Origin of the sequence: Evansella cellulosilytica DSM 2522 (assembly GCF_000177235.2) — a bacterium.
Taxonomy (GTDB): Bacteria; Bacillota; Bacilli; order Bacillales; family Salisediminibacteriaceae; genus Evansella; species Evansella cellulosilytica.
This window is the reverse complement of record NC_014829.1, coordinates 2,436,414-2,459,717: the sequence shown is the minus strand read 5'-3', so window position 1 is coordinate 2,459,717 and position 23,304 is coordinate 2,436,414. Positions and strand designations below refer to the sequence as shown.

The 23,304-nt window shown below is 34.7% G+C and carries 24 protein-coding genes; 10 read left to right on the top strand and 14 right to left on the bottom strand.

Annotation, left to right across the window (positions count from 1 at the left end; all coding sequences use genetic code 11):
* Window positions 1–102 precede the first annotated feature (102 nt).
* The 7 genes from BCELL_RS11235 to BCELL_RS11205 all read left to right on the top strand — a co-directional run bounded on the left by BCELL_RS11235 (window position 103) and on the right by BCELL_RS11205 (window position 7,496).
* Window positions 103–867, top strand: coding sequence for a sugar phosphate isomerase/epimerase family protein (locus BCELL_RS11235; protein WP_013488861.1), 765 nt, complete (start codon window positions 103–105; stop codon window positions 865–867).
* 16 nt (window positions 868–883) lie between these two features.
* Window positions 884–1,951: a Gfo/Idh/MocA family protein gene (locus tag BCELL_RS11230; RefSeq protein WP_013488860.1), complete on the top strand. Its 1,068-nt coding sequence runs from the start codon at window positions 884–886 to the stop codon at window positions 1,949–1,951.
* Between the two features lie 25 nt (window positions 1,952–1,976).
* Entirely contained in the window at window positions 1,977–3,002 is a 1,026-nt protein-coding gene (locus BCELL_RS11225; protein WP_013488859.1) for a Gfo/Idh/MocA family protein, read from the top strand.
* A gap of 14 nt (window positions 3,003–3,016) precedes the next feature.
* Window positions 3,017–3,985 carry a sugar phosphate isomerase/epimerase family protein gene (locus BCELL_RS11220; protein ID WP_013488858.1) on the top strand — a complete coding sequence of 323 codons (969 nt, stop codon included), beginning with the start codon at window positions 3,017–3,019 and terminating at the stop codon, window positions 3,983–3,985.
* A gap of 669 nt (window positions 3,986–4,654) precedes the next feature.
* Window positions 4,655–5,719, top strand: coding sequence for a Delta(5) desaturase DesA (gene desA / locus BCELL_RS11215; RefSeq protein WP_013488857.1), 1,065 nt, complete (start codon window positions 4,655–4,657; stop codon window positions 5,717–5,719).
* A gap of 38 nt (window positions 5,720–5,757) precedes the next feature.
* Window positions 5,758–6,900 (top strand): sensor histidine kinase, encoded by a 1,143-nt coding sequence (locus tag BCELL_RS11210; protein ID WP_013488856.1) that lies wholly within the window; start codon window positions 5,758–5,760, stop codon window positions 6,898–6,900.
* Window positions 6,897–7,496 carry a response regulator transcription factor gene (locus BCELL_RS11205; protein ID WP_013488855.1) on the top strand — a complete coding sequence of 200 codons (600 nt, stop codon included), beginning with the start codon at window positions 6,897–6,899 and terminating at the stop codon, window positions 7,494–7,496. Before BCELL_RS11210 ends, BCELL_RS11205 begins: the two co-directional genes overlap by 4 nt.
* Before the next feature lie 92 nt (window positions 7,497–7,588).
* Here the strand turns inward: BCELL_RS11205 and BCELL_RS11200 are convergent, their stop codons facing one another.
* The 9 genes from BCELL_RS11200 to BCELL_RS11160 all read right to left on the bottom strand — a co-directional run bounded on the left by BCELL_RS11200 (window position 7,589) and on the right by BCELL_RS11160 (window position 14,803).
* A complete protein-coding gene (locus BCELL_RS11200; RefSeq protein WP_013488854.1) occupies window positions 7,589–8,839 on the bottom strand; it encodes an ABC transporter permease in 1,251 nt (416 codons plus the stop codon).
* On the bottom strand, window positions 8,832–9,734 hold the full coding sequence (locus BCELL_RS11195) for an ABC transporter ATP-binding protein (protein WP_013488853.1): 903 nt from the start codon (window positions 9,732–9,734) through the stop codon (window positions 8,832–8,834). The genes BCELL_RS11200 and BCELL_RS11195 overlap by 8 nt, the downstream gene beginning before the upstream one ends.
* Complete coding sequence (locus BCELL_RS11190; RefSeq protein WP_013488852.1) at window positions 9,731–10,603, bottom strand: ATP-binding cassette domain-containing protein; 873 nt, start codon at window positions 10,601–10,603, stop codon at window positions 9,731–9,733. The genes BCELL_RS11195 and BCELL_RS11190 overlap by 4 nt, the downstream gene beginning before the upstream one ends.
* Complete coding sequence (locus BCELL_RS11185) at window positions 10,596–10,991, bottom strand: GntR family transcriptional regulator (RefSeq protein ID WP_013488851.1); 396 nt, start codon at window positions 10,989–10,991, stop codon at window positions 10,596–10,598. The genes BCELL_RS11190 and BCELL_RS11185 overlap by 8 nt, the downstream gene beginning before the upstream one ends.
* Entirely contained in the window at window positions 10,984–11,685 is a 702-nt protein-coding gene (locus BCELL_RS11180; RefSeq protein WP_013488850.1) for a hypothetical protein, read from the bottom strand. The genes BCELL_RS11185 and BCELL_RS11180 overlap by 8 nt, the downstream gene beginning before the upstream one ends.
* Window positions 11,686–11,703: 18 nt before the next feature.
* On the bottom strand, window positions 11,704–12,423 hold the full coding sequence (locus BCELL_RS11175; protein ID WP_041808230.1) for a hypothetical protein: 720 nt from the start codon (window positions 12,421–12,423) through the stop codon (window positions 11,704–11,706).
* A 229-nt stretch (window positions 12,424–12,652) separates the two neighbouring features.
* Window positions 12,653–13,387: a P-II family nitrogen regulator gene (locus BCELL_RS11170; protein WP_041808228.1), complete on the bottom strand. Its 735-nt coding sequence runs from the start codon at window positions 13,385–13,387 to the stop codon at window positions 12,653–12,655.
* Window positions 13,362–14,114: a DUF1538 domain-containing protein gene (locus BCELL_RS11165; protein ID WP_013488847.1), complete on the bottom strand. Its 753-nt coding sequence runs from the start codon at window positions 14,112–14,114 to the stop codon at window positions 13,362–13,364. The genes BCELL_RS11170 and BCELL_RS11165 overlap by 26 nt, the downstream gene beginning before the upstream one ends.
* A complete protein-coding gene (locus BCELL_RS11160) occupies window positions 14,111–14,803 on the bottom strand; it encodes a DUF1538 domain-containing protein (protein WP_013488846.1) in 693 nt (230 codons plus the stop codon). Before BCELL_RS11160 ends, BCELL_RS11165 begins: the two co-directional genes overlap by 4 nt.
* 215 nt (window positions 14,804–15,018) lie before the next feature.
* Here BCELL_RS11160 and BCELL_RS22160 point away from each other — a divergent pair, with 215 nt between their 5' ends.
* Both BCELL_RS22160 and BCELL_RS11155 read left to right on the top strand, forming a co-directional pair.
* Window positions 15,019–15,150 (top strand): YjcZ family sporulation protein, encoded by a 132-nt coding sequence (locus BCELL_RS22160; protein ID WP_013488845.1) that lies wholly within the window; start codon window positions 15,019–15,021, stop codon window positions 15,148–15,150.
* 456 nt (window positions 15,151–15,606) lie between these two features.
* Window positions 15,607–17,034, top strand: coding sequence for an MDR family MFS transporter (locus tag BCELL_RS11155; RefSeq protein ID WP_013488844.1), 1,428 nt, complete (start codon window positions 15,607–15,609; stop codon window positions 17,032–17,034).
* Window positions 17,035–17,382: 348 nt separating this feature from the next.
* On the opposite strand, the gene BCELL_RS11150 is transcribed toward BCELL_RS11155, so the two are convergent.
* From BCELL_RS11150 to BCELL_RS11135, 4 genes are all read right to left on the bottom strand, one after another.
* A complete protein-coding gene (locus tag BCELL_RS11150; protein ID WP_013488843.1) occupies window positions 17,383–19,002 on the bottom strand; it encodes a hypothetical protein in 1,620 nt (539 codons plus the stop codon).
* 3 nt (window positions 19,003–19,005) lie between these two features.
* The gene (locus BCELL_RS11145) at window positions 19,006–19,800 is read right to left on the bottom strand and encodes an ABC transporter ATP-binding protein (protein ID WP_013488842.1); all 795 of its coding nucleotides are present in this window, start codon (window positions 19,798–19,800) and stop codon (window positions 19,006–19,008) included.
* 210 nt (window positions 19,801–20,010) lie between these two features.
* Window positions 20,011–20,541, bottom strand: a complete 531-nt coding sequence (locus BCELL_RS11140; protein WP_013488841.1) for a hypothetical protein — start codon at window positions 20,539–20,541, stop codon at window positions 20,011–20,013.
* A gap of 64 nt (window positions 20,542–20,605) precedes the next feature.
* Entirely contained in the window at window positions 20,606–21,331 is a 726-nt protein-coding gene (locus BCELL_RS11135; protein ID WP_013488840.1) for a hypothetical protein, read from the bottom strand.
* A gap of 344 nt (window positions 21,332–21,675) precedes the next feature.
* Between BCELL_RS11135 and BCELL_RS11130 the strand changes: the two genes are divergently transcribed.
* Window positions 21,676–22,452, top strand: coding sequence for an HAD family hydrolase (locus BCELL_RS11130; protein ID WP_013488838.1), 777 nt, complete (start codon window positions 21,676–21,678; stop codon window positions 22,450–22,452).
* A 381-nt stretch (window positions 22,453–22,833) separates the two neighbouring features.
* Here BCELL_RS11130 and kapB read toward each other — a convergent pair whose 3' ends face one another.
* Complete coding sequence (kapB, locus tag BCELL_RS11125; protein WP_013488837.1) at window positions 22,834–23,208, bottom strand: kinase-associated lipoprotein KapB; 375 nt, start codon at window positions 23,206–23,208, stop codon at window positions 22,834–22,836.
* Window positions 23,209–23,304 lie beyond the last annotated feature (96 nt).

The window sequence follows — 23,304 nt, the reverse complement described above, 5'->3', positions numbered from 1 at the left end:
TTGACTAATCTGAAGCCACAATCAAAAAGTATATAAACAAATTACATTATCAACTGATATTGTAATCGTTTACAATAACTAATAGAAAAGAGGCGTTTTATTATGAGAACAATTCCAGTAGCATTACAAATGTTTACTTTACGAGAAGAAGCGCAAAAAGATTTTGCAGGTACTTTAAAAAGAGTAGCAGAGTTAGGTTTCGACGGTGTTGAATTTGCAGGTTTTGGTGATCTAACAGCACAAGAAGTGAAAAGCTTATTAGATGAGTTAGGTTTAAAGGCTGCTTCAAGCCATGTTTCGTTAGAAGAGTTACAAAACAATTTAGACAAAGTTATTGAAGACCAAAAAATAATTGGAAGTAAGTATGTTGTTTGTCCATTCTTATTACCTGATGAAAGAACAGAAGAGCATTACAAAGCATTAATTTCATTTTTAGACAAAGCTGGTGAAGTATGTAGACGTGAAGGTATTACTCTTTGTTATCATAACCACGCGTTTGAATTAGAGCGCTTAAGTGATGGTAGAACTGCACTTGAATCCATCTTTGATGATACAAATCCAGATAACGTATCTACTGAGTTTGATATTTACTGGTTAACGAAAGCTGGAGAAACTCCGCTTGACTGGATTAAAAAGTATGAGGGTAGAACACCACTTGTACACATCAAGGATATGACTACTGATGGTGAACAATTTTTTGCAGAGCTAGGTACTGGTGGAGTGGATCTTGATACTGTTTTAGACAACGGGGTTGAAGCTGGGGTTCAGTGGTGGATAGTTGAGCAAGACCAAACTCGTAAAACTCCTTTCGAGAGTATTGAAATCAGTATGAACTATTTAAAGAATAAACTTCCTCAGTATTCATAAAAAGGAGATTGTAAACATGACGTTGAAGGTCGGACTTATTGGCTGTGGTAATATAAGTGGCATTTATTTAGAAAACAATAGCCGCTATTCATCTTTTAATATTATTGCTTGTGCTGATATTGACATGGAAAAAGCAAAAGAAGCAGCCACAAAGTACGGGATCAAACATGTGTATACTGTCGATGAAATGATGGCGTCACATGATATAGATATTATATTGAATTTAACAATACCTCATGTACACGCAAAAGTGACTTTAGAGGCACTCAATAATAATAAACACGTATATTCAGAAAAGCCAATAGCTGTTAAATTAGAGGATGCAAAACGTATTTTGAAAGAAGCGAAGGAAAAACAACTAATAGTCGCTTCCGCACCGGATACATTTTTAGGTGGGAGTATACAGCTTGCAGGTAATTATATCTCACAAGGTATCATTGGAGAGCCTATCGGTGCATCGGCCTTTATGATGTCCAATGGACCAGAATCATGGCATCCAAATCCTCAATTCTTTTATGAATCTGGCGGAGGACCAATGTATGATATGGGACCATATTACATTTCTGCTCTCATTAGTATCTTTGGACCTATTAATCGGATTGCTGGGTCTGTATTGACACCGTTTCAACAACGTACAATTACGAGTGAAGCACGTTATGGTGAAAAAATAAAAGTGGAAATCCCTACGCATGTCAGTGGTATTCTAGACTTTTCCATTGGGGCAACAGCGACAATAACAACGAGCTTTGATGTATGCGGATCACGAACACCTTTTATCGAAATTTATGGTGAAAAAGGTACGATCAGTTTACCTGATCCAAATTATTTTAATCAGCCCCTCTTAATTAAAAAGCTTGGTGATAAAGAGTGGGAAGAAATACAACCAGAGGGAAATCCTAGTGATAATTTACGTGGCATTGGCCTTGAAGATACGGCAAGGGCAATTATCGAAGGGTATACCCCAAGGGCAAGTGGGGATTTGGCATTGCACGTTCTTGAGGTAATGCATGGTATTCATGAATCATCAAACTCAAATAAACATTACAAAATGGAAAGCAGCTGTAAAAAGCCAACATTACTTTAACAAAACTATAGGGGGACAATTAATAATGAGTAAATTAAAAGTATCAATTATCGGTTGTGGTAGTATTGCAATAAATCGTCACATTCCGGAATTTCATGATAATAAAAATGTAGAAATTGTAGCAGTATGTGACATCGTTTCGGAACGAGCAGAAAAAATGGCTGAATTATATGATACAAAAGCGTATACAGATTATAAAGAAGTATTAAAGCTTTCTGAAGTTGATGCGGTTAGTGTTTGCTTGCCTAACTATCTACATGCACCTGTTTCTATCGATGCGTTAAATGCAGGGAAGCATGTCCTTTGTGAAAAACCAATGGCAACTTCACAAGAAGAAGCGGACGAGATGATTGCTGCAGCAAAGAAAAATGACAAAAAGCTTATGATCGCACATAACCAACGCTTCGTTGATTCACACAGAAAAGCAAAAGAAATTATTGATAGTGGAAAGTTGGGTAAGATTTTTAGCTTTAAAACAACTTTTGGACATCCTGGACCTGAAGATTGGAGTATCGACGGTGCTAGCAGCTGGTTCTTTAAAAAAGAAGAAGCATATATGGGAGCTATGGGTGACTTAGGTGTACACAAAGCCGACCTAATGCGTTATTTACTTGGAGACTTTAGTGAAGTTGGTTCATTTATTGAAACAAACGCAAAAGAAAATACAGATGTTGACGATAATGCTGTTTGTGTATTAAGAACAGAAAATGGCGTTATTGGTACACTAGCTGCTAGCTGGGCTTACGTAACTGGAAGCTATAATGGTACTATCATTTACGGCCAAGAAGGAACACTTCGCTTGGAAGATGATCCAGAACATTCATTAATTGAAGAATATAAGAATGGACACGTAATTAAGCACAAGCTTTCTAAAATCCAGTCAAATGAAGATGGTGCTAGAACAAATACACATGTCATCGATCATTTTGTTGAAAGTGTTTTAGAAAACAAGCAGCCACTTATTGATGGTGAAGAAGGTATGAAGTCTTTACAGATTATTTTAGGTGCAATTAAGTCTCAAGAAACGAAACAAATTATCTCATTAAAGTAGGAGGGGACTATTAAATGAAATTAGGTGTATTTACTGTTCTTTTTGCTGAAAAATCATTTGAGGAAATGCTAGACCATGTGAAAGCATCAGGTCTAGATGCAGTCGAAATTGGTACGGGGGGATATCCTGGTAACAATCACTGTCCAATTGATGAACTTTTAGAATCTGAGGAAAAACGAACAGAATATTTAGAAGCTGTTACCTCTCGAGGTTTAACAATTAGTGCATTTAGTTGTCACGGAAACCCAATCACACCAGACAAAGCATTTGCTGAGGAATCCGACACAGCGCTTCGTAAAACAATAAAACTTGCATCACTTTTAAATGTACCAGTAGTTAACGCTTTTTCTGGTACCGCAGGTGATAGCGATGATGCAAAACAACCTAACTGGCCAGTAGCACCATGGCCTCCAGAATATAGTGATATTCTCGAATGGCAATGGGAGAATAAACTTATTCCGTACTGGAAGGAAATTGGCGAATTAGCAGAGCAACATAATGTAAAAATAGGACTAGAATTACACGGAGGTTTCCTAGTTCATACACCGTATACGATGTTAAAGCTTCGTGAGGCAACTAACGATGCAATAGGTGCTAACCTTGATCCGAGTCATATGTGGTGGCAAGGAATTGATCCAGTAGCTGCTATTAAAATTTTAGGAAAAGCTGGGGCTATTCATCACTTCCATGCAAAAGATACTTACATTGACCAAGATAATGTCAATATGTATGGATTAGTGGATATGCAACCATACGGAAATGTTCAAACACGCGCATGGTCGTTCCGAAGTGTAGGCTGTGGTCATAGCATTCAAGAATGGTCTGATATGATTAGTGCTTTAAGAACATATAATTACGACTATGTAGTTAGTATTGAACACGAGGATCCGCTTATGTCTGTTGACGAAGGATTTGCACGAGCAGTGAAAAATTTAAATGATGTATTAATCCGTGAAGCTGCTGGCGAAATGTGGTGGGCATAATTAATACGCAAGAGGGTGAATCAAAAGGTAGATTTTTTACCTTTTGATTCACCTTTTTTGTTTTGGGAACGGGAATGGGGAGTGATAATGTTGCCACTGTTGTGAGAAAATGACTTTGTAATATAAGTATTAAAAGCATCGCTTTAATCAAAGTAGATAAAACATGTTTTAAAGTCCATTCGCAAAAGGCATAAGCCGCTGAAGGTCATCATACAAAGTCTATGCTACCCGAAAAAAGAACCCGAACCGCTGAAGGTCATCATACGGAGCCTATGCTACCCGACAAAACAAACCCGAGCTGCTGAAGGTCATCATACAAAGTCTATGCTACCCGACAAAACAAACCCGAGCTGCTAAAGGTCATCATACAAAGCCTATGCTGCCCGAAAAAAAGAACCCGAGCCGCTGAAGCGAGATAAAACATGATTTATAGTTCATTTTCGAAGACAGATCCCCTCATGAAGGTAGATAAGATGATGAATCTTCATTCAGGTATGGAGCGCTCGATTGAAAAAAGTAGCAAATTATTACTTCCCCCTTACATTATTTTACCATATGACATTTGTCATGTTCTCTCACTGACGTTTGTTACTTAAACAACGTGTTAATGTTATCTATACTGTAGTTATTCAGTTATTGATGTAAAGTTTTGATTATTAGGAGGAAACTATGAGTAGAGATAACATTGCGAAGTTAAAAAAAGACGTCGCACCATATGCTAAGACTAATACTAGAGCAAGCATCATTCAGACGATTAATACATTATTACCACTATTTTTACTATGGTACGTAGCTTATTTGAGCCTATCCGTATCATACTTTCTAACAATTCCAATATTAATAGTTACTGCTGGATTTGTAGTACGAACATTTATAATTTGTCATGATTGCTGTCACCAATCGTTTTTTAACAATAGAAAAGCGAATGCTATCTTAGGTACTATTACTGGAATTTTGACACTTGTTCCTTATGAACAATGGAAAAATAGTCATAATACACACCATGCATCGAGCGGTAACCTCGATAAGCGCGGCATTGGCGATATGTGGATTTTAACAGTAGAGGAGTATTTAGCTGCTCCTATTTGGAAGAAAATCGCTTACAGAGTATATCGAAATCCTTTCGTCATGCTAGTGGTCGGTCCAATTGCAGTTTTCTTAATAGATTATCGATTTAATGCGAGAAAAGCTAAATTAAAAGAAAGAATGAATACGTATATTACTAATTTGTCCATTATTGCACTCTATGCTGGACTAATTGCACTTATTGGTTGGCAGGCATTCCTACTCATTCAAGGACCAATTTTACTAATTTCAGGCATGCTAGGTATTTGGTTATTTTATGTACAGCATCAATTTGAGGAAACATATTTTGAAAATGATCATGAATGGAGCTATGTGAAGGCAGCTGTAGAGGGAAGCTCTTTTTATAAACTACCTAAAATCTTACAGTGGATTACTGGTAACATAGGTTATCATCATGTTCATCATTTAAGTCCAAGAGTTCCTAACTACAACTTGGAGAAAGCGCATCATGCAACACCACCTTTGCAAAAGGCTACAACTATTACAATAAAAGAAAGCTTCAAATCATTGAGTTATCGTCTTTGGGATGAAGAAGCGAAATCGTTCATTAGCTTTAAACAATTAAAACAATATATAAAAAGATTAGAAAAAACAAATGTGATCAAATTAAAAAATACCGAAATTGAGCGTTTAAAAAAGGTTAATTAAATGAGATAATAGAGGAAATAGGAGAGGAGGAGATTGTCTTGAAAAAATGGGCAGGGAAGTTTCGTAAAAACACAGGTTTAAGTCCATATGTTTGGATAGTGTTTTATATTCTACCCTTCTATTTTATTGTTCAAGATTCTTCGACTCCTCAAATTGTTATCGGCATACTCATGATTAGCGGATATTTTATCTGCTACGTGCTGTCCTTTGCTTCAAAAGGATGGCTTGTTTATTTAGGGGCAAGTGTTCAAATTGCTATCTCTACAGCGATGAGTATCTTTTTTGGTTATATTTACTTCTTTTTGTTTCTAGCTTTTTTTATCGGAAACATAAAAAGGAAAAGTGCATTTATAACACTTTATATTATTTTACTTATTACAACGTTTAGTACAAGTTATTATGGACTCGTCACACATAGTGAATTTATTATTCAATTGCCATTTGTTTTTTTATGTATTATTGCCGTCATCCTTCTTCCTGTTAGTACGTATAACAAAAATAAAGAAGAGATTCTGCAAGGACAGTTAGAATATGCGAACAAAAGGATAGCGGAGTTAGTAAAATTAGAAGAGAGACAACGTATCTCTAGAGATTTACACGATACTCTCGGACAAAAGCTATCACTCATCGGCTTAAAAAGTGATCTTGCAGCAAAGCTAATTAACAAAGACCCCATTCAAGCGCATCGAGAAATTAAAGATGTACAGCAAACAGCTAGAATTGCTTTACAGGAAGTTCGGGAATTAGTTATTGATATGCGTGGGACAAAATTGGAAGATGAGATTTTGAGAGTGAAGGAAATTCTAAAAGCCGCTAATATTCAGTTCCATTTTGATGGAACTAGCCAATTAAATAACACATCGTTAATAGCAGAAAATGTCGTTAGTATGTGCTTAAAAGAAGCGATTACAAACGTCATTAAACATAGTGATGCTAATACGTGTGAACTTTCCATAACACCGACTAAAACCGATCTAATCGTTGAAGTGAAGGATGATGGGAAAGGAATTGGGGATAAACAACGTAAATCTAGAGGTAGTGGCTTACAAGGAATGAGGGAACGGTTAGAGTTCATAAACGGGAATTTAAGTATCTTATCAGAAAAAAATAAAGGAACAACAATTAAAATGTTCGTTCCAAACACAAATTATCTTCAAGTAGAGGAGGGGGGGATACAATGATTACAATAGTCATCGCTGAGGATCAACAAATGCTTTTAGGAGCACTTTCATCATTATTAGATTTAGAAGAAGATATGTCAATCGTTGGTAGTGCGAGTAATGGAGAAGAAGCGGTTCAATTAGTAAAAAAACATCAACCGGATGTTTGTATTATGGATATTGAAATGCCAATTATGAGTGGCCTTGATGCAGCTGAAAACATTAAGGACTTAGATTGTAAAGTAATTATTTTAACTACTTTTGCACGATCTGGTTACTTTCAACGAGCAGTAAAAGCAGGCGTAAACGGCTATATGCTAAAAGATAGTCCAAGTGACGAATTAGCTAATGCTATTCGAAGTGTCATGGCTGGTAGAAGAATTTATGCATCAGAACTCGTCGACGAAGTTTATAGTGAGAGTAATCCACTAACCGAAAGAGAACGTGAAGTATTGGTTCATATGGCAGATGGAAAAAGTACGAAAGAGATCGCCAATATTCTTCATTTGACAAACGGAACAGTACGTAACTATATCTCTACTATTTTAGATAAATTAGAGGTTGGAAACCGCATAGAAGCCATAACAAAAGTAAAAGAAAAAGGGTGGTATTCATAATATCTTCTACTAAAACTACAACTTTGTTAAGATTTAAAAGAGGCTGATTCCAAAGGTAGTAAACCTTCGAATCAGCTTCTTTTGATAACATATTATTTCTCTTTTTTACTCATACTAAAAGCTTGCTTAATACCAGCTTTAAACGAAAACTTACCATACATCAGTACGCCACCTTTGTAAATCCTCGCAGCTAATATGTTCAAAAGGATAGCACTTATCGCTAAGATTGAGATAATGAGTGCTATTTCCCAAACTGGAATAGTTCCCATTCCAATTCTTAAGAAAAGTAGCTGTGGTGTGAAGAATGGTACATAAGATAACACTTGAATGAACGTCGTATCAGGTGTATTAAGACCAAAAATAGCAATAAAGAATGCGATCATTGCAACGAAAATAAGTGGTTGAAGCGCTTGGTTAACTTCTTCAGCTCGACTAACCAATGCCCCTAGCATCGCTGCTACACCACCGTATACAAAGTACCCTAAAACAATTAATAACAAAGCATAAGCGATTAGTGTAAAGTCAATAGTCTCACTAAATAAAATCGAAATCAAATCATCACCACTCATTTGTGAGCCAATGATAGCAGCAGCAATGATGATGAGTAAATTCGCTAAACCTGCAAAACCAATACCAATAATTTTCCCGAGCATTTGAGTTACAGGATTAATACTTGAGACAATAAGCTCCATGACTCGTGATGATTTCTCTGTAGCTACTTCAGTAGCAATCATCGTACCGAAAGTGATAACAATTAAATAAATCGCAAAAACAAGAGCATAAACCATCCAGTACGCTTGCATATGTGATTCTACAGTCTGAACTTCTCCACCTTCATTTAACGGTGATTCAGTAAAGGAAATTGGGGAATAGATCAACGCTAGCTCCTGTTCATTTAATCCTAACTCATTCGTTACAATCGCTTCCTTTACACGTTGAACATCTTGATTTACGTGATTACCGACAGAAAAATCAGTACCATTTCCGAAAAACTCAGCGTCTAGACTATTTGCTTTTCCTGATAAAGAAAGCACATATGTAAATTCATCATTTCTTGCATCTTCTACCGCAGCTGTTACGTCATCATTCTCGTACTCAATGTATTGAAAGTTACCTTCCTCAAAAGAAGCCAGCATTGTAGAGAATTGTTCATTATCCGTATTATCAACTACTGCGATCGTTTCAATTTGTTGTTCACTATCACTAGAAAATGTATCAATGATAGAATTAATATTTGTTAATGCGATAATTAAAATGGCCATTGAAAGACTACTAAAAACAAACGCTTTTGATTTTATACGTCTTCCCGCTGTATGGGCTACTGTCGTCCAAAAATTATTCATCTTGATCACCACCAGCCTTATCTATAAAAATGTCATGCAAAGACGGTTCTTCGACCTCAAACTTTCTTACAAAGCCTTTTTCTGCTATTGATCGAAATAGGTCTTCAGCGATGCTTACATTCTCCACTTTAACAGTAGCACCGTCTTTTGTTTTTTGTAAAGATAACACTCCAGGGACAGAAGAGAGAAAATCGAGATTATAATCTGCGCGAATGCTAATACTTTTCATTCCATAAGAGCGTTTAATTTCTCGTAAATTTCCTTGTAAAACTGCTTTTCCTTTTTTTAGCATGATAAGGTCCTCACAGAGTTCTTCTACATTTCTCATTTGATGACTAGAAAATACAATTGTAGTACCTGCATTTTGTAAATCTAACACAGCTGCCTTTAACATGTCAGAGTTTACTGGATCTAATCCGCTAAATGGCTCATCAAGAATGAGCAATTCTGGTTTATGTAATACAGCAGCCATAAATTGAATCTTTTGTTGGTTTCCTTTTGACAGCTCTTCAATTTTCTTATTTTCATATTCTTCAACTTGGAACCGTTCTAACCAATGCTTCATTTCCCTTATAATGTTTTGCTTGTGCATCCCCTTAAGTTTCATTAAATAAAGGAGTTGTTCTTTTACAGTTAATTTTGGGAATAAACCTCTTTCTTCTGGCAAGTAACCTATTAAACTAGTTCTTTTATATGTTACTGGGGAACCATTCCAAGTAACTGTTCCTGCCGATGGATCAAGTAAACCTAATATCATTCGAAAGGTAGTTGTTTTACCAGCACCGTTCGCACCAAGCATCCCAAACATTTCTCCTTTATCAACATGGAGAGATATGTTGTCAACAGCAGTATGCTTGTCGAAATTCTTTTGTAAGTTTTTGATTACTAAACTCATTTAAATTCTCCTTTCATCTTTAAAAGTAAGCGTAAAGTATCTGAGAAATGAACATTTTGTTCAGATATCACTTCAATATTTTCGTTTTTAAAGGACTCCTCTGTTTTCTCGATATTATCTGAAAATACTTCATAATTGGTTCCATTACATACTACGTGTATTACCCCAGGAAAGTTTCGAATTTTATCATTTTTTGTATTAACCCAATACTTTCTAAACTTTTGTAGAAGGTCATCCTTCTCATAACTGTTTGAGATTGTACCATCCTTCATACAAACAATATAATCTGCAAATTCTTTCACTTCATCTGGAACATGTGTTGCAAATAAAATCGACCTATTTGGATCTTCCTCTAAATAAGTTATCCATTCTTGCCTCATCTGTTCTTGTCCTTCAATATCTACACCAGATAATGGTTCATCCATAATAAGTAATTTTGAATGATGAGAGAGTGCTAATATAAATAGTGCCTTTTTTTGCATACCGACAGATAAGGCATCAAAACGTTTTGTTATAGGGATGTCGAACTTTTCTACCAATCTACTAAATGTATTCTTATCCCAGCTCTTAAAGGAAATGGCATGAAGTTCTGACACTTGTTTTAATGAAAATCTTTCATATCCAATAATTGTTTGTGGGACATATCCTATAAATTCTTTCCATGTTTCTCCATCATAGCTATTATTAAACCTACTAATATTCCCGCTATCTGTATATACCATTCCAGTAATCATACGTATAAGCGTACTTTTACCAGCTCCATTATTGCCAATTAATGCTGTTACTGTTCCTGGATTTATCGTAAAGGTAAGTGGACCTATTTGAATATTTTTATCTATTTGCTTCTTCACTTCATTTAATTTAATCATCTAGTTCCTCCTCCAATAGTTTATGGAACAAGCTAAGTAATTCTTTTTTTGAGTATTGATAGCTTTTCCCAATTGATATTACTTCTTTTATCGCATTTGTAACAGCAAGCTGTTTTTGCGTGTGTTGTTCATCGGAATTGATTAATGAAACAAATGTACCTTTTCCTTGAATTGTTTTTATATAACCAGCATGTTCTAAATTTTGATACGCACGTCTAGTCGTAATGACACTACATGAAAGGGAGGATGCAAGCTTCCTAATCGATGGAAGTGCTGTACCAGATGGTAGTGAACCACTAATAATTAATGTCTTCAATTGTGACTCGATTTGATCGTAAATTGGAATTCGGCTTGTTTCATTTATATGGATTGGTAAATTATTAGACATGGAAATCTACTCTTTTCATACTCTTTTTTGTGCGCGATTGCCAAAAAAGGAGACTAAGTAATAATACAACCATTGCCAAAACAATTGCAAAGAGTGGGGAGTAGTGTGTAAGCCTTATTAAACCGACAATTACCCCACCATCCGTTATAGCGTATAATATGTTTAATAGTATCAAGATTGGTATGGAAAGAAGACCTCCAATAGCCGCTAAAGCAGTTGGTTTTATGTTAACACCAGACTCCATTGCTGCATACAAACTACTTATGAATACGCCAGCACATACGAGTAAGAGAAGCACTTGTAGATAATTTGTCTCGACCAAATCAAAAAATGAAGTGCTAAATAGAAGTATAATTAAGAAAAAGACAGTATAGACACATAAATGTAGTACTGTACTATTTAGATATCGACTGTACAAAATATCTTTATTCTTTAAAGGTAATTTTCTCATTAAAATGTGAATGTCACTACCTTTTTGACTAGTTGGTTGAACAAAGGAAGGGTGCCGGCAAATTTGAATAGCAATACCAAGCACGATATATAACGTATCTAGAGCTATCCATCTTCTACTAACGTTACCATCACCAATAATAAATAAAGCAAAAGTAGCAAAAACGGCTGTTGTTACGGTGATTAATATGTAATTCCAAATAGAGGTTTGTTTCCATTCGAATAATGTTAGCTTTAGTACCATTGTGGAACATTCTCCTCTCTATATATGGTAGTCTGTCTCACTTAAATATTTATTCATGTAATATAACGATAGCCTAAATAGTAGAAGCGACAGTACGAGAATGATAATAGTCAACAGGAGAGGGGCTTCCTTCGTCCCAATGAGATACCACTCAAAAAAATAATGACCTGTTATTCGTTGTATTAACGTACTCGCTCCAAAGAATAAGAACACGATAAAAAATGTCCAAAATGTCGCATAGAATTTCGTCATTGCAGAACCTGGTTCAGCAGCTGTAACAAATGATGAAGAAGATAACACGAGCATCAACCAGCAAATAGAAAAAGATACTATCTGTGCCAAATGATGCGTAGTTAGAAAAATATGTAATATTACAATAAAAGAAATACTGGACATGATAGAAAATATAAATCCTGATAATAATCTAGACACTATTAGCGTTTTCTCAGAAAAGGGTAGCTGTCTTAAATGTATTTGTATTGGTGCAATATAGAGATTATTATTAACTTCCCTAAGAAAAAAGGGATAGCCACGAAACATATAGCTATTAGCTGAAATACCAATGATTAGAAGCATATCAATGACGGGCGTTGATCGTGATTCGGTGAAATAGTTAGATAGTATATCAGCAAAAAGCCAGCCGAAGATAATTGCAACACCTATATTTAATAAGTACTTATAAAACGGGGTATTTCTTAATTCAAACTTGATTAATTGTGTACAATGATTCCAATTCAAAATGATCACCCACTGTTTATGTGTTTATATCTATATAAACAGTAACACACACTTCTGTAACAGTTCAAGTTATTTTGTAATATTTTCAAAAAGAAGAGGTTGACTCAAAAGATTTTATCTTTTAAGTCAACCTCTAAGTAACGGCAGCGAGTGAAGGTAATGCCTTATTCATCCATAGTTAGGGGAGACACTTCTAAACGAAGAGGTTTCAACTATAATTAAACCCTCACTATTTATTATCACTTAAATGTTCATTAACTTGTCTATTTAAAATATGATTTATTCCGATAGTTTTTTGAACATCCAACACAAAGGCAATTCCGTTTCCAGGCTTATTTAATCCAGCCTCGTCATTAATTTTCTCTAACACCGCTTCTGTTTTGTTACGTTCAATTAGTGTAAGGATAGCTTCCTTTTCAGGCTCTATCATTATATTTAGTAGCTTCGCTTGTTCGTGAATGCCTGTACCTCGTCCTGAAATAATAGTTCCACCTTCCGCACCAGCCTTTTTTGAAGCAAGAACAACTTTATCAGAGTTACCTTTGTTTACTATTGTAACGATCAAATCGTAATTTATTTTTTGTGTATCCATGACGTTCGAATCTCCTTCCATCACTTCATCCAAAGATGTTTCCAAACCTAACAAATGGCATATTCCGATCACTGCTTTAGTATGAATTACAATACCTAATCCTGTTCCAGGTTGATGAAGCTTTGCCTCTTTTGTTATTGCTTCAATCACTTTTTCTTCTACATTATTCCGTACTAATGAAAGCACTATTTCTTTTTCGGGAATGATGGGAATACCTAAAAATGATTTGTTTTCATGTACACCAGTACCTCGTCCAAGTAATATCGTACCCCCCTCAGCACCAGCTTGTTTCGAAGCACCTACTACTTTTTTTGCAAAGCCCTTTTTTACTATAGTAATAATTAGTTTATGCTTCTGAATTACTTTTTTCATTATCCGATTTACGCCCCTTTCCTTCATATAATAACCCTAAGCTTAAAACAGATAGAATAGGGGATAGCGCAACTAATGCAATCATTCCAAAACCATCAATAAGAGGATCACGACCTTCAATTACTGTTGCAAAACCAACTGCAATTGCTAAAATAAATGTCACTGTCATAGGGCCGGTTGCAACACCACCAGAATCAAATGCAATTGCTGTGAATGTTTTCGAAGAAAATCGAATCATTATTAAAGCGATTAAATAGCCAGGGATGATAAAATACCATAATGGAATACCAGCTAATATTCGAACCATAGATACAGCAATGGAAATGGCTACTCCGATTGATAGCGTGTAGAGCATCACTTTCTGTGAAATATACCCACCAGAAACTTTTTCTACTTCGTGATTTAAAATCCGAACTGCAGGCTCTGCAAATGTTGCCACAAAACCAAAAACAAAGCCGATTGGAATGAGTATCCAACTATAACTTAAGCTTCCAATTTTTTCTCCTATTAATTCACCGACAGGGAAAAAGCCTACATGTACACCTTGTAAAAAGAAAGCTAGTCCTAGAAATGCCAGAATCATACCTTTACCTATATTGATTAATTTTTGTTTTTCTAATTTTAAAAAGAAAAACTGAAAAAATAGAAAGAAAATAATTAATGGAACTAATGCAAATGTAACCTCAAACAAAACATCTCCAAAACCTTTGAAAACGTGAATGGTCATCCGTAAATCACCCCTAATATAAGAACAGCAATTATTGGTCCAATAGATGCTAATGCGACTAAGCCAAAACTATCGCTTGATGAAGTTTTCCCTCTAATAACTGATGCGACTCCGACCCCTAATGCTAAAATAAATGGCACCGTCATTGGACCAGTCGTCACACCACCAGCATCAAATGATATTGGTATAAAGCTTGCAGGAGTGAAGGCTGCTAGTAGAAATACAATTCCATAACCAGCTACAAGTAAATATGTAATACTAATATTAAACACAATTCTGAGCATCGCTAACATGACAAAAATACCTACTCCTAGTGCAACAGAGTATACTAAAATATTTCTTGATATTTCACCACCAGATACTTGATCAACTTGTAATGCTAGTACTCTTACGTCTGGCTCGGCTACTGTCACAACAAAACCTAATAAGAAACCGAAAAAAAGTATAATGGATAACTTTTTTGTTTTCGGTAGTGTAGAACCTATCATTTCCCCAACAGGTAATAGGCCGACATGTACCCCTAGTAAAAATAGCACTAATCCAACACTGACTAAAACAACACCTATTAGAAACTGCAAAAATGCCTCTAGTGGAAGCCAAATTATTGTAAATTGAAGAATAATTACGACAATCGTTAATGGTAATACAGCATATATAACTTCCTTAATCGTATCTTTTAAATCTTGCATCATATTCCCCCTTTGAATAATTCTGTAAATGTGATATACCCTTATACAAGGAATTTATGCTTAATTATTTATTCAACACTTATAACAAAATCCCTTTATTTATAAGCGTAGCGGGGAAGGAGGCAATTATTAAGCCTAATCACTTAAACGTCCAAACACATTTTGGGAATTCCGCATATGCTACATTGAAAACAAGAATAAAGGAGCTGAAATAAATGAGTCACGTAGGAAAGGAAGCATGCCCTCCAGGTCAAGAGACACCAGCAAGAGGATTAACATTTGCATCGATTGTAGTATTTTTCATTTTGCTTGTCATAATCGGAGCTGTAATTGTAAGACCATATTAATGAATTTCACTTAATAAGTATAAATTGTAAAAAGAGGGAGACTCAATAGTGTATTTTTTACCTGTTGGGTCTCCCTCAATGCATGGAGAAGGATTAACCTATTCCAGTCCCACTGCAATTTGAGAAGCTGCTAAGCCTACTATAATTTGTTTCTTATCGGTCGAGTGGCGGGTGTAGCCTTGAAGGATCTATTATTATGGCACACCTTCTTCTTTTTTGTGTGTAATAGAAAACTTAAAAATTGCTTCGTAAAATTAGTTTTGAATCTTTATAGATAATGGTTACAGCACTCTAATAGGCTAAAAGTTAAAGGTAAAAATAATATAGATAGAAAAATCAATAAGACAAGATTCAAAGCGGTTTGAATTAGTTGTTTCTAAACTCGAAATAGTTTAATATGATAATATTCTCGACTTGTAACTGTATACATTTATCAGCTAGGACGGTGTAATACATATGTCATCAACCTATAATAAGAAGTTGATTACCACATTATTATTAGCAGGCTCATTTATAGCGATTCTAAATCAGACATTAATGATTACTGCAATCCCACCAATTATGAATGAAATGAACATTTCACCAAATTCAGCACAATGGCTAACGACTGTCTTTATGCTCGTTTCAGGTATTATGATACCAATCAGTGCTTTTTTTATTGAAAAATTTACGACGAGACAGTTATTTATAGCGGCAATGGGGATTTTTTCAGTTGGAACAATTGTTTGTGCATTAGCACCTAACTTCGGGACTTTAATTGCTGGCAGAATTATTCAGTCTGCAGGTGCGGGTGTCATGCTGCCACTAATGCAAACAGTATTCCTGTTAGTATATCCTAGAAACAAAAGGGGAGCGGCTATGGGGCTTGTAGGGCTAGTTATTTCTTTTGCCCCTGCAATTGGTCCTGCTTTATCTGGATTTATTATGATTCATTTTTCATGGAGAGTTTTGTTTTACATTATATTACCGATAGCATTACTGTCCATTGTTATTTCAATTTTTAAGCTTCAAAATGTGACAGACTTAAAGAATCCAAAAGTAGATATTTTATCCGTTATCTTTTCATCCTTCGGCTTTGGAGGTTTATTATACGGGTTTACAGCAGTTGGAAACTATGGATGGTCTAATTGGCTAACAATTATGTCATTATCTATTGGTATTATTACTCTTTGTTTATTTATCTTTAGACAATTCGTACTTGAAAATCCAATGCTAGAATTCCGTGTCTTTAAATACAAAATATTTACCCTCACTACTATTCTAGGTATGATTGTTTTTATGGGACTAATAGGTTCAGAGACATTGATTCCACTGTATATGCAAGATATGAGGAGCTTTACGCCTTTCGAAGCAGGTTTAGCCATTTTGCCTGGGGCGTTAGTTTCTGGCTTTATGTCACCAATTACAGGCAAAATTTTTGATAAGGTTGGAGCAAGGTGGTTATCTATTATAGGATTAGCGATTATCATGGTTACAACAATTCCATTTTCATTCTTGAATGAAGTAACATCTTTTGCTTACATAACAATATTTTTCGCTATCCGTATGTTTGGGCTATCAATGGTGATGATGCCTACAACAACTGCTGGTTTAAATGAATTGCCAAATCATTTAATCCCACATGGAACTGCGATGACAAATACGATGCGCCAAGTAGCCGCTTCCATTGGCACTGCTATTTTAGTCACTGTAATGACGACAACATCACATGTAGCGACAAATGTCAGTAATCCTGATATCCATGGTGTCAACGTTGCATTTATGGTAATAACTATTACTTCTTTAATTGGGCTAATCATTGCTTGCTTTGTTACAAATCCAGCACATGATCATCATGAAGAAGATACAGAAATAACAATTAGCATCGAAAAAAATCCACAGTAAAATTTATGAGATTGAAAAAGGTCATATTCGAGGGCACTGAAAAAGTGGTGTTCTTTGAGGCCATTGAAAAACTGAAAATTATGATTGTATCGTGTATTAATATGCATAATCCATAATTTAAGAACGAATTGATGAGCCTGGAGCAAGCGAGACTCCTGTGGGATCAAAGGCAGGGGTGAGACCCCAAAGACCGCAGGTTGAGGAGGCTCACCAGCCGCCCACGGAAAGCGAGCTTGTGCAGGGATCATCAATTCACTATATACAGTGCAACTTATAATAATAACTGATATTTAATGAATAAGTACTTTTTCAGTGCCCTCGTCATATTCACCTTTTTCAATCCCTCTTCTACAATAATTTTTTCCAAAATATAATATTCAATATTAATAAAATTCCTCCATACACATATATCCCGAATGGTATGAATGACACAATGAAGTGAACGATAAAAAAGAAAAAAGCGAGAACAAAGAGGAGGAGCACCATACCTGTACCTTGCTGTTGTGAAACTTCAAAGGTTTCGGAAAATAATAACCTATTCGTATTAAGGGCTTTAAAGCATATCACGATGTAAATTAGTACACTTAAGAAAAAGATGAGTAAATCCAATAAAATTCTTGTTGAGAAAACATAAAGGAAAGCGGCGCTTAGTAAAAGAAAAACCGGTAAATACAAGTGTACGAGAAAAGCCTTTAGTGCTCCTTTATTTAAGGATGCAATGCTTTTAATAGGTAACGCTCGAAATATCCATGCTCCTTTATAATGTTCAGAATACCTTAGCATTAAAACGACTGTAGGAATCATTAATCCCGAAAAATAAATAGAAAAATATTGTTGACTATTCGCAATTTCCTCTAATGATGTCATTCTCATTTGGCTAAATATCATGATGAACGGAAATAAAAACGAAAAGCCAATCAATGGATATATTTTTAATTTAAATTGCCGTTCGTTTTTTAGCATGATTCTCGTAAAATCATAAAAGGTTTTTTCTTCTTTATTTCGACATATCAAACTCCCGATTGTATGGACAATATATGGAAGTCTCTGTTTTCTTTCAGAGCCAGCGCTCATTAATTTTTCTAGATTTCTCTCAAAAGAAGGGATGCTCTTTATATAAATGAAAATCGAAATAAACGGCATTAGAATAGCAATAAGAGAAAAAATAATAAAATAAATGTGTTGATTACTCATGAAAATAATTTCAAATACAGCACCGTACCAAACCGGTGGGAGGAGCACATGCCACAGCTGAGGATCGAAACTAAGATCTAAATGGATTAACTCAAATGAACGGATCACTAATTGATAACCGATAATGATGGTAGCTGATAATATTATTTGTACATAATTGATAATATCCTTTAGTTTTTCCCCATCAAACATTTTTAAGATAAGGATATAAAGTAAAGCGGTCACGACAACAATGAGCAGGTTGATTAATATAATCGATGTAATAAAAACGAAGAAGAAGCCAAACCCTTGTGCAAATATACTCACGAGAAGTGGGATGCCCGTAATCGTTCCGCATAGAAAGAACATATAAATAGAAATATGAACAATTTTAACTGCATTAATCGTTCGTTTATCTACAGGCTTCGTACTAATAATGCTTTTATCACGTAAGTCTAGTAAAACTTGTGAGAAATCAGAGATCATTGATGTCATCAGAAAAAACATTAATATTGCAAAAACAATACTCATTGAAAAAATGTAGCTTTCATCCATTAATATAAATGGAATGAGTATAAGCCCTAAAAGCGCATAAATCCAGAGAGACTTGATAAATTGATTAGAGTCAGTTTGCTTTTTGTTGGCTGCATTATTACTAAAAACAGTTGGAACTCTGCGGCGGTCCATGAGAAGTTTAGCTTGAAGGATTAGTCTCATCGTAGTGTAATCAACGCCTATTTTTATAAAAAGCCATTTGAATTTATCTATAAATTTTAATGTAGGAAACTCTCTCATACGTTATCCCTCTTTGACGATGGAGACAAAATTCTCTGCTATTTGTTTATGCTCATTAAAACCAGTTAGTTGATTAAATATTTCCTCCAGCGTTCCTTCCATATTATGACCTTTTAGTTCTTCAAAGCTACCATCAGCAACGAGCTTACCATCTTGTAGGAGTACGATACGATGACTTATCTTTTCAACGACATCCATAATATGAGATGAGTAAAAAATTGTTTTTCCTTCAGATGCTAGTTGTGCAAGGATCTCTTTTACAATCATAACGCTATTAGCATCTAGTCCACTTAATGGTTCATCTAAAAATAACAAATCTGGGTTATGTAAAAGACTAGCAATAATAAGAACCTTTTGTTTCATTCCTTTTGAAAAGGATGTAATACGCGTATTGTATGCTTCCTTAATCCCTAATAATTCAACCAGTCTTTCTGCTTTTCTTTCAATGTCTTTCTGGTCTAATCCATATAAACCACCAATAAACATTAAATATTCATAAGCAGTTAAATTTTCATATATATCAGCAGTTTCAGGTACATAACCTATACGAGCTTTATATGTGTGGTTGTTAGCAATACTTTGACCAAAAATATGAATAGCACCCTGATACTGATCGATTAAACCGAGCATTATTTTCACTGTTGTACTTTTACCAGCACCATTCGGTCCAATATAGCCAATAATTTCTCCTTTCTTAATAGTTAAATCAATATTGCTTAAAACTTTCTTTGAGCCAAAACTTTTAGAGAGCCCTCTAATTTCTAAAATAACATCACTATTAAAACTAATATAAACCACCTTCAATCTATGAATATATTAACCATATTTTAACATAAATCTAATTTTTATGGAGAAAATTCCGGCAATAACACCACTATCAAGCAGAGGGTGTCCCAAAAGCTATATAAAAAAACCACTTATAGTGGTCTTTAAGGGAATGCAGCGTCTCTACTCATTGCATAGAGGTTGATTCATAAAGTAAAAAGCAATCTTTTGTATTACCCTTAACTAATTGGATCTCTTATAATGTTTATGAAAGAACGTTAGAGATTGTATACAATAATCGAGGAGTGAGGGAACATCTTGTATTTGTTCTTCATTAATTTTACGGTTGAAATGTAATTTCGTTTCATTTAGAAGCGTATCATCATTCCCATATAGAAAAGATACTTTTTGGGTGATCATTGGTCTTCCGTTCCAGATCATATTTAAGTGTCGTTGAATGGTCGAGCAATCTTTTTCGACATCTCGTATTTTCGAATGGAAATAGACGTACAAGCTACAACCCGCATCGTGCTCATTTTCGTCAAGCATTTCTGTTGCAAAGTCCTCCATTGTACTGGAAAGCACCAATTCACAATGTTGGTGTTTGAACTGAGAAGAAGCAAGGGTAAATTTTATGGAAAACATACGTGACATCGTAGCTAGATCTACAATATCTTCACGATTTGTAATTATAATATCACCCGAAAAATCATGCTCATATATTTTACCTTCTAATACAACTTTTAAATTATCGTATATTGTTGGATCGAACATACGTTACTCCTTAAAAATCCTTTTTCATTAGTATAGCAGTTATCGTTATTAGTAAAAACTCATTTTACCATTGAAAGAAGAATTTTAAAGACATCGTAATCGAGGTATAGGAGATAACACCAATGGCGAATGTCGGAAAATGGGCTTCCTCATCTGGAGGTAGCTCATATTTTAAAACGTTTAAGATCATAGCACCTGATATAAAAGCAAAAATGATTGTTTCTGTTACTGGTGGAAGGGAAACGTTAACACCAAAGATCCATCCCATAAGAATTCCTGCAGCAAGAACATATCTTCCTACTCGATTATATATATCTTCGTATTCCCTCCATAAATCATGGGCTACGGCAGTAAAATGCATTCCAACAGCTAACCCATAAAACACTGCTTGAATCCCTAAAACTTCGTGTGAGATGACGGTATAGGATACAAGTGCATTATATAAGCCAAAAAACAATATTTGCATCCAAAATAATGTTCGTGCCTTCTTATTTTCTCCTTCCTTTTGTGCCTTTCTAACCACCTTTTGAATTCCGTAAAATATTAGTAAACCAATTAACCCAACAAAATATAATTCTGATTCCATTGTTAAATAATCACTATACTTCTTCACTGTGATTTGTTCTTTATGTAGGGTAGGGAGAACGTATACAAAAACATAGGAAACCGCTAAACCTCCGGAAAATGAAAACCATTTTAAACGTTGAATTCGACCAGAAGGGAGAAGGTCATTAGCGAACAAATGTATACATATAAATGCAATCCCCATAATTATTGCATCAATAGACATGATGAAAAACTCCTTACAGCTTTTAGCGTTATCATTTCCAATCTGCAATTTTTCATGTTTAATGGGTTTACACAATTGATTTTTTTTACAAAAATTAGCTTGTCTGTGGTTTATTAGGGGTTTGAGGGTGGAATATGTTCTATGAAGCGAGAGGGAGAAGCAAACAAAAAATAAAAACTCAGCTCTTACGTAGCTGTTCACATAGATTACCCACAGTTATTAGACTGTGGGATTTTGATATTATTAATAAAATTTTTTATTTACTTGTCCTTAAATTAAAGGTACTCTTTTATATAAATACACAAATATTCAGTATTTTAGAGTAAAAGGGGAGACAAGACCACATGATTAAGTCGATATTTTTTGATTTAGATGACACGCTATTATGGGACAAAAGGAGTGTAAAAGAAGCCTTTAGAGCGACTTGTGAATATGCAAATACAAAATATGATTTACAGCCAGAACAATTGGAAGCAGCTGTTCGAGAAGAAGCGACAACACTATATGCTTCTTATGAAACGTATGATTTCACGAAAATGATTGGTATTAATCCTTTTGAAGGGTTATGGGGCAACTTTTTAGATGATGATGACAATTTTAGAAAAATGAAAGATATTGTTCCTACTTATAGAAAAGAGGCATGGACAAGAGGATTAAATGCTTTAGGTATTGATGACCCTACTTTTGGTGAAGAGCTAGCAGAACGTTTTCCTGAAGAAAGAAAGAAAAAACCGTTTGTTTATGAAGAAACATTTAACGTATTAGACCAACTTAAAGATGATTATTGTTTAGTATTAATTACTAATGGATCTCCTGATTTGCAAAATACAAAGCTCAATATTACTCCAGAGCTCGTTCCTTATTTTGATCATATTGTCATTTCTGGTGGTTTCGGAAAAGGGAAACCTGATCCAAGTATTTTTGAATATGCACTTTCATTAGTACCGTACAATAAGGATGAAGTCGTGATGGTCGGAGATAACTTAATGACGGATATTTTAGGCGCTAATAGAGTAGGCATAAAATCAGTATGGATAAATCGTGAAGACAAAACGAGAAATGAAGTAATTCCAACGTATGAAATCAAGCATTTAGAAGAATTATTTTCTGTAATCAAGTAGCTGTTTTTGTAAAATTTACATACTCTCTACACTTTTTTAACATTTAAACGATTATTTTATGGTAGTCTTAAATTACATATAAAAGTGGATGGGGGTCGAGTCAATGCAAACATTCCTGCCCTGGAGGATTGTCATCTCGATATTACTTATGCTGCTGTTGTTTTTTATTAATTTCGGAAATATTGCACAGGCAGTTTAAATAAAAGTTTTTAATAGATACCCCTTACTTAAACAACTGTTTAATTTTTTTGCGAGAGGTATATAGAAACAAGGAGGATGACTCATAAGGTCGATTTTTTTACCTTTTGAGTCATCCTCTTTACTTATTTTGATTTATGTAAAGGGGATGTTTAGCAATCTCTTTTCCTCAATATATGATGTTTATTTAAAATATTCTGTTTCTAGTTTGTTAAGTAGTAATAATGCTTTATTTGCATAATCACTCGATTCTCTTTGAAGTTCTTCCTTCGCCTTTAATAAAGATAATTTTAAAGATTCTTCATAATTAGGTACTTCACCTTCGAATGCCTTGATGTAAACATTAGGAATATTTGTTTTTTCTAGGTAGCTTAAAGCTCTTCTTTCGTGAAAATATGGTACTTGCGCGCTTTTCCCTTGATGTAGATCGCCTTGTTGTGGATGTTTTAAAACTGCTAATACTTGTACCACAGAGCGATCCCCTTTTTCTTCTGTTATTTTCCCCACGTATTTCCCTGTCTTATAAATCCCTGTAACTATTTCTCCATAACTAGACATTTCTTTTCCTCCTTGATTTATATAATCCTTACTCTGACCTGACTATTTTTACTATAAATTCATTTCATTATAAAACGAATTTATGGAAATAGTAAC

Coding starts and splice junctions, on each gene's coding strand:
- BCELL_RS11235 (WP_013488861.1), top strand. CDS start 103: ATGAGAACAATTCCAGTAGCATTACAAATGTTTACTTTACGAGAAGAA.
- BCELL_RS11230 (WP_013488860.1), top strand. CDS start 884: ATGACGTTGAAGGTCGGACTTATTGGCTGTGGTAATATAAGTGGCATT.
- BCELL_RS11225 (WP_013488859.1), top strand. CDS start 1,977: ATGAGTAAATTAAAAGTATCAATTATCGGTTGTGGTAGTATTGCAATA.
- BCELL_RS11220 (WP_013488858.1), top strand. CDS start 3,017: ATGAAATTAGGTGTATTTACTGTTCTTTTTGCTGAAAAATCATTTGAG.
- desA (WP_013488857.1), top strand. CDS start 4,655: ATGAGTAGAGATAACATTGCGAAGTTAAAAAAAGACGTCGCACCATAT.
- BCELL_RS11205 (WP_013488855.1), top strand. CDS start 6,897: ATGATTACAATAGTCATCGCTGAGGATCAACAAATGCTTTTAGGAGCA.
- BCELL_RS11200 (WP_013488854.1), bottom strand. CDS start 8,839: ATGAATAATTTTTGGACGACAGTAGCCCATACAGCGGGAAGACGTATA.
- BCELL_RS11195 (WP_013488853.1), bottom strand. CDS start 9,734: ATGAGTTTAGTAATCAAAAACTTACAAAAGAATTTCGACAAGCATACT.
- BCELL_RS11190 (WP_013488852.1), bottom strand. CDS start 10,603: ATGATTAAATTAAATGAAGTGAAGAAGCAAATAGATAAAAATATTCAA.
- BCELL_RS11185 (WP_013488851.1), bottom strand. CDS start 10,991: ATGTCTAATAATTTACCAATCCATATAAATGAAACAAGCCGAATTCCA.
- BCELL_RS11180 (WP_013488850.1), bottom strand. CDS start 11,685: ATGGTACTAAAGCTAACATTATTCGAATGGAAACAAACCTCTATTTGG.
- BCELL_RS11170 (WP_041808228.1), bottom strand. CDS start 13,387: ATGAAAAAAGTAATTCAGAAGCATAAACTAATTATTACTATAGTAAAA.
- BCELL_RS11165 (WP_013488847.1), bottom strand. CDS start 14,114: ATGACCATTCACGTTTTCAAAGGTTTTGGAGATGTTTTGTTTGAGGTT.
- BCELL_RS11160 (WP_013488846.1), bottom strand. CDS start 14,803: ATGCAAGATTTAAAAGATACGATTAAGGAAGTTATATATGCTGTATTA.
- BCELL_RS22160 (WP_013488845.1), top strand. CDS start 15,019: ATGAGTCACGTAGGAAAGGAAGCATGCCCTCCAGGTCAAGAGACACCA.
- BCELL_RS11155 (WP_013488844.1), top strand. CDS start 15,607: ATGTCATCAACCTATAATAAGAAGTTGATTACCACATTATTATTAGCA.
- BCELL_RS11150 (WP_013488843.1), bottom strand. CDS start 19,002: ATGAGAGAGTTTCCTACATTAAAATTTATAGATAAATTCAAATGGCTT.
- BCELL_RS11140 (WP_013488841.1), bottom strand. CDS start 20,541: ATGTTCGATCCAACAATATACGATAATTTAAAAGTTGTATTAGAAGGT.
- BCELL_RS11135 (WP_013488840.1), bottom strand. CDS start 21,331: ATGTCTATTGATGCAATAATTATGGGGATTGCATTTATATGTATACAT.
- BCELL_RS11130 (WP_013488838.1), top strand. CDS start 21,676: ATGATTAAGTCGATATTTTTTGATTTAGATGACACGCTATTATGGGAC.
- kapB (WP_013488837.1), bottom strand. CDS start 23,208: ATGTCTAGTTATGGAGAAATAGTTACAGGGATTTATAAGACAGGGAAA.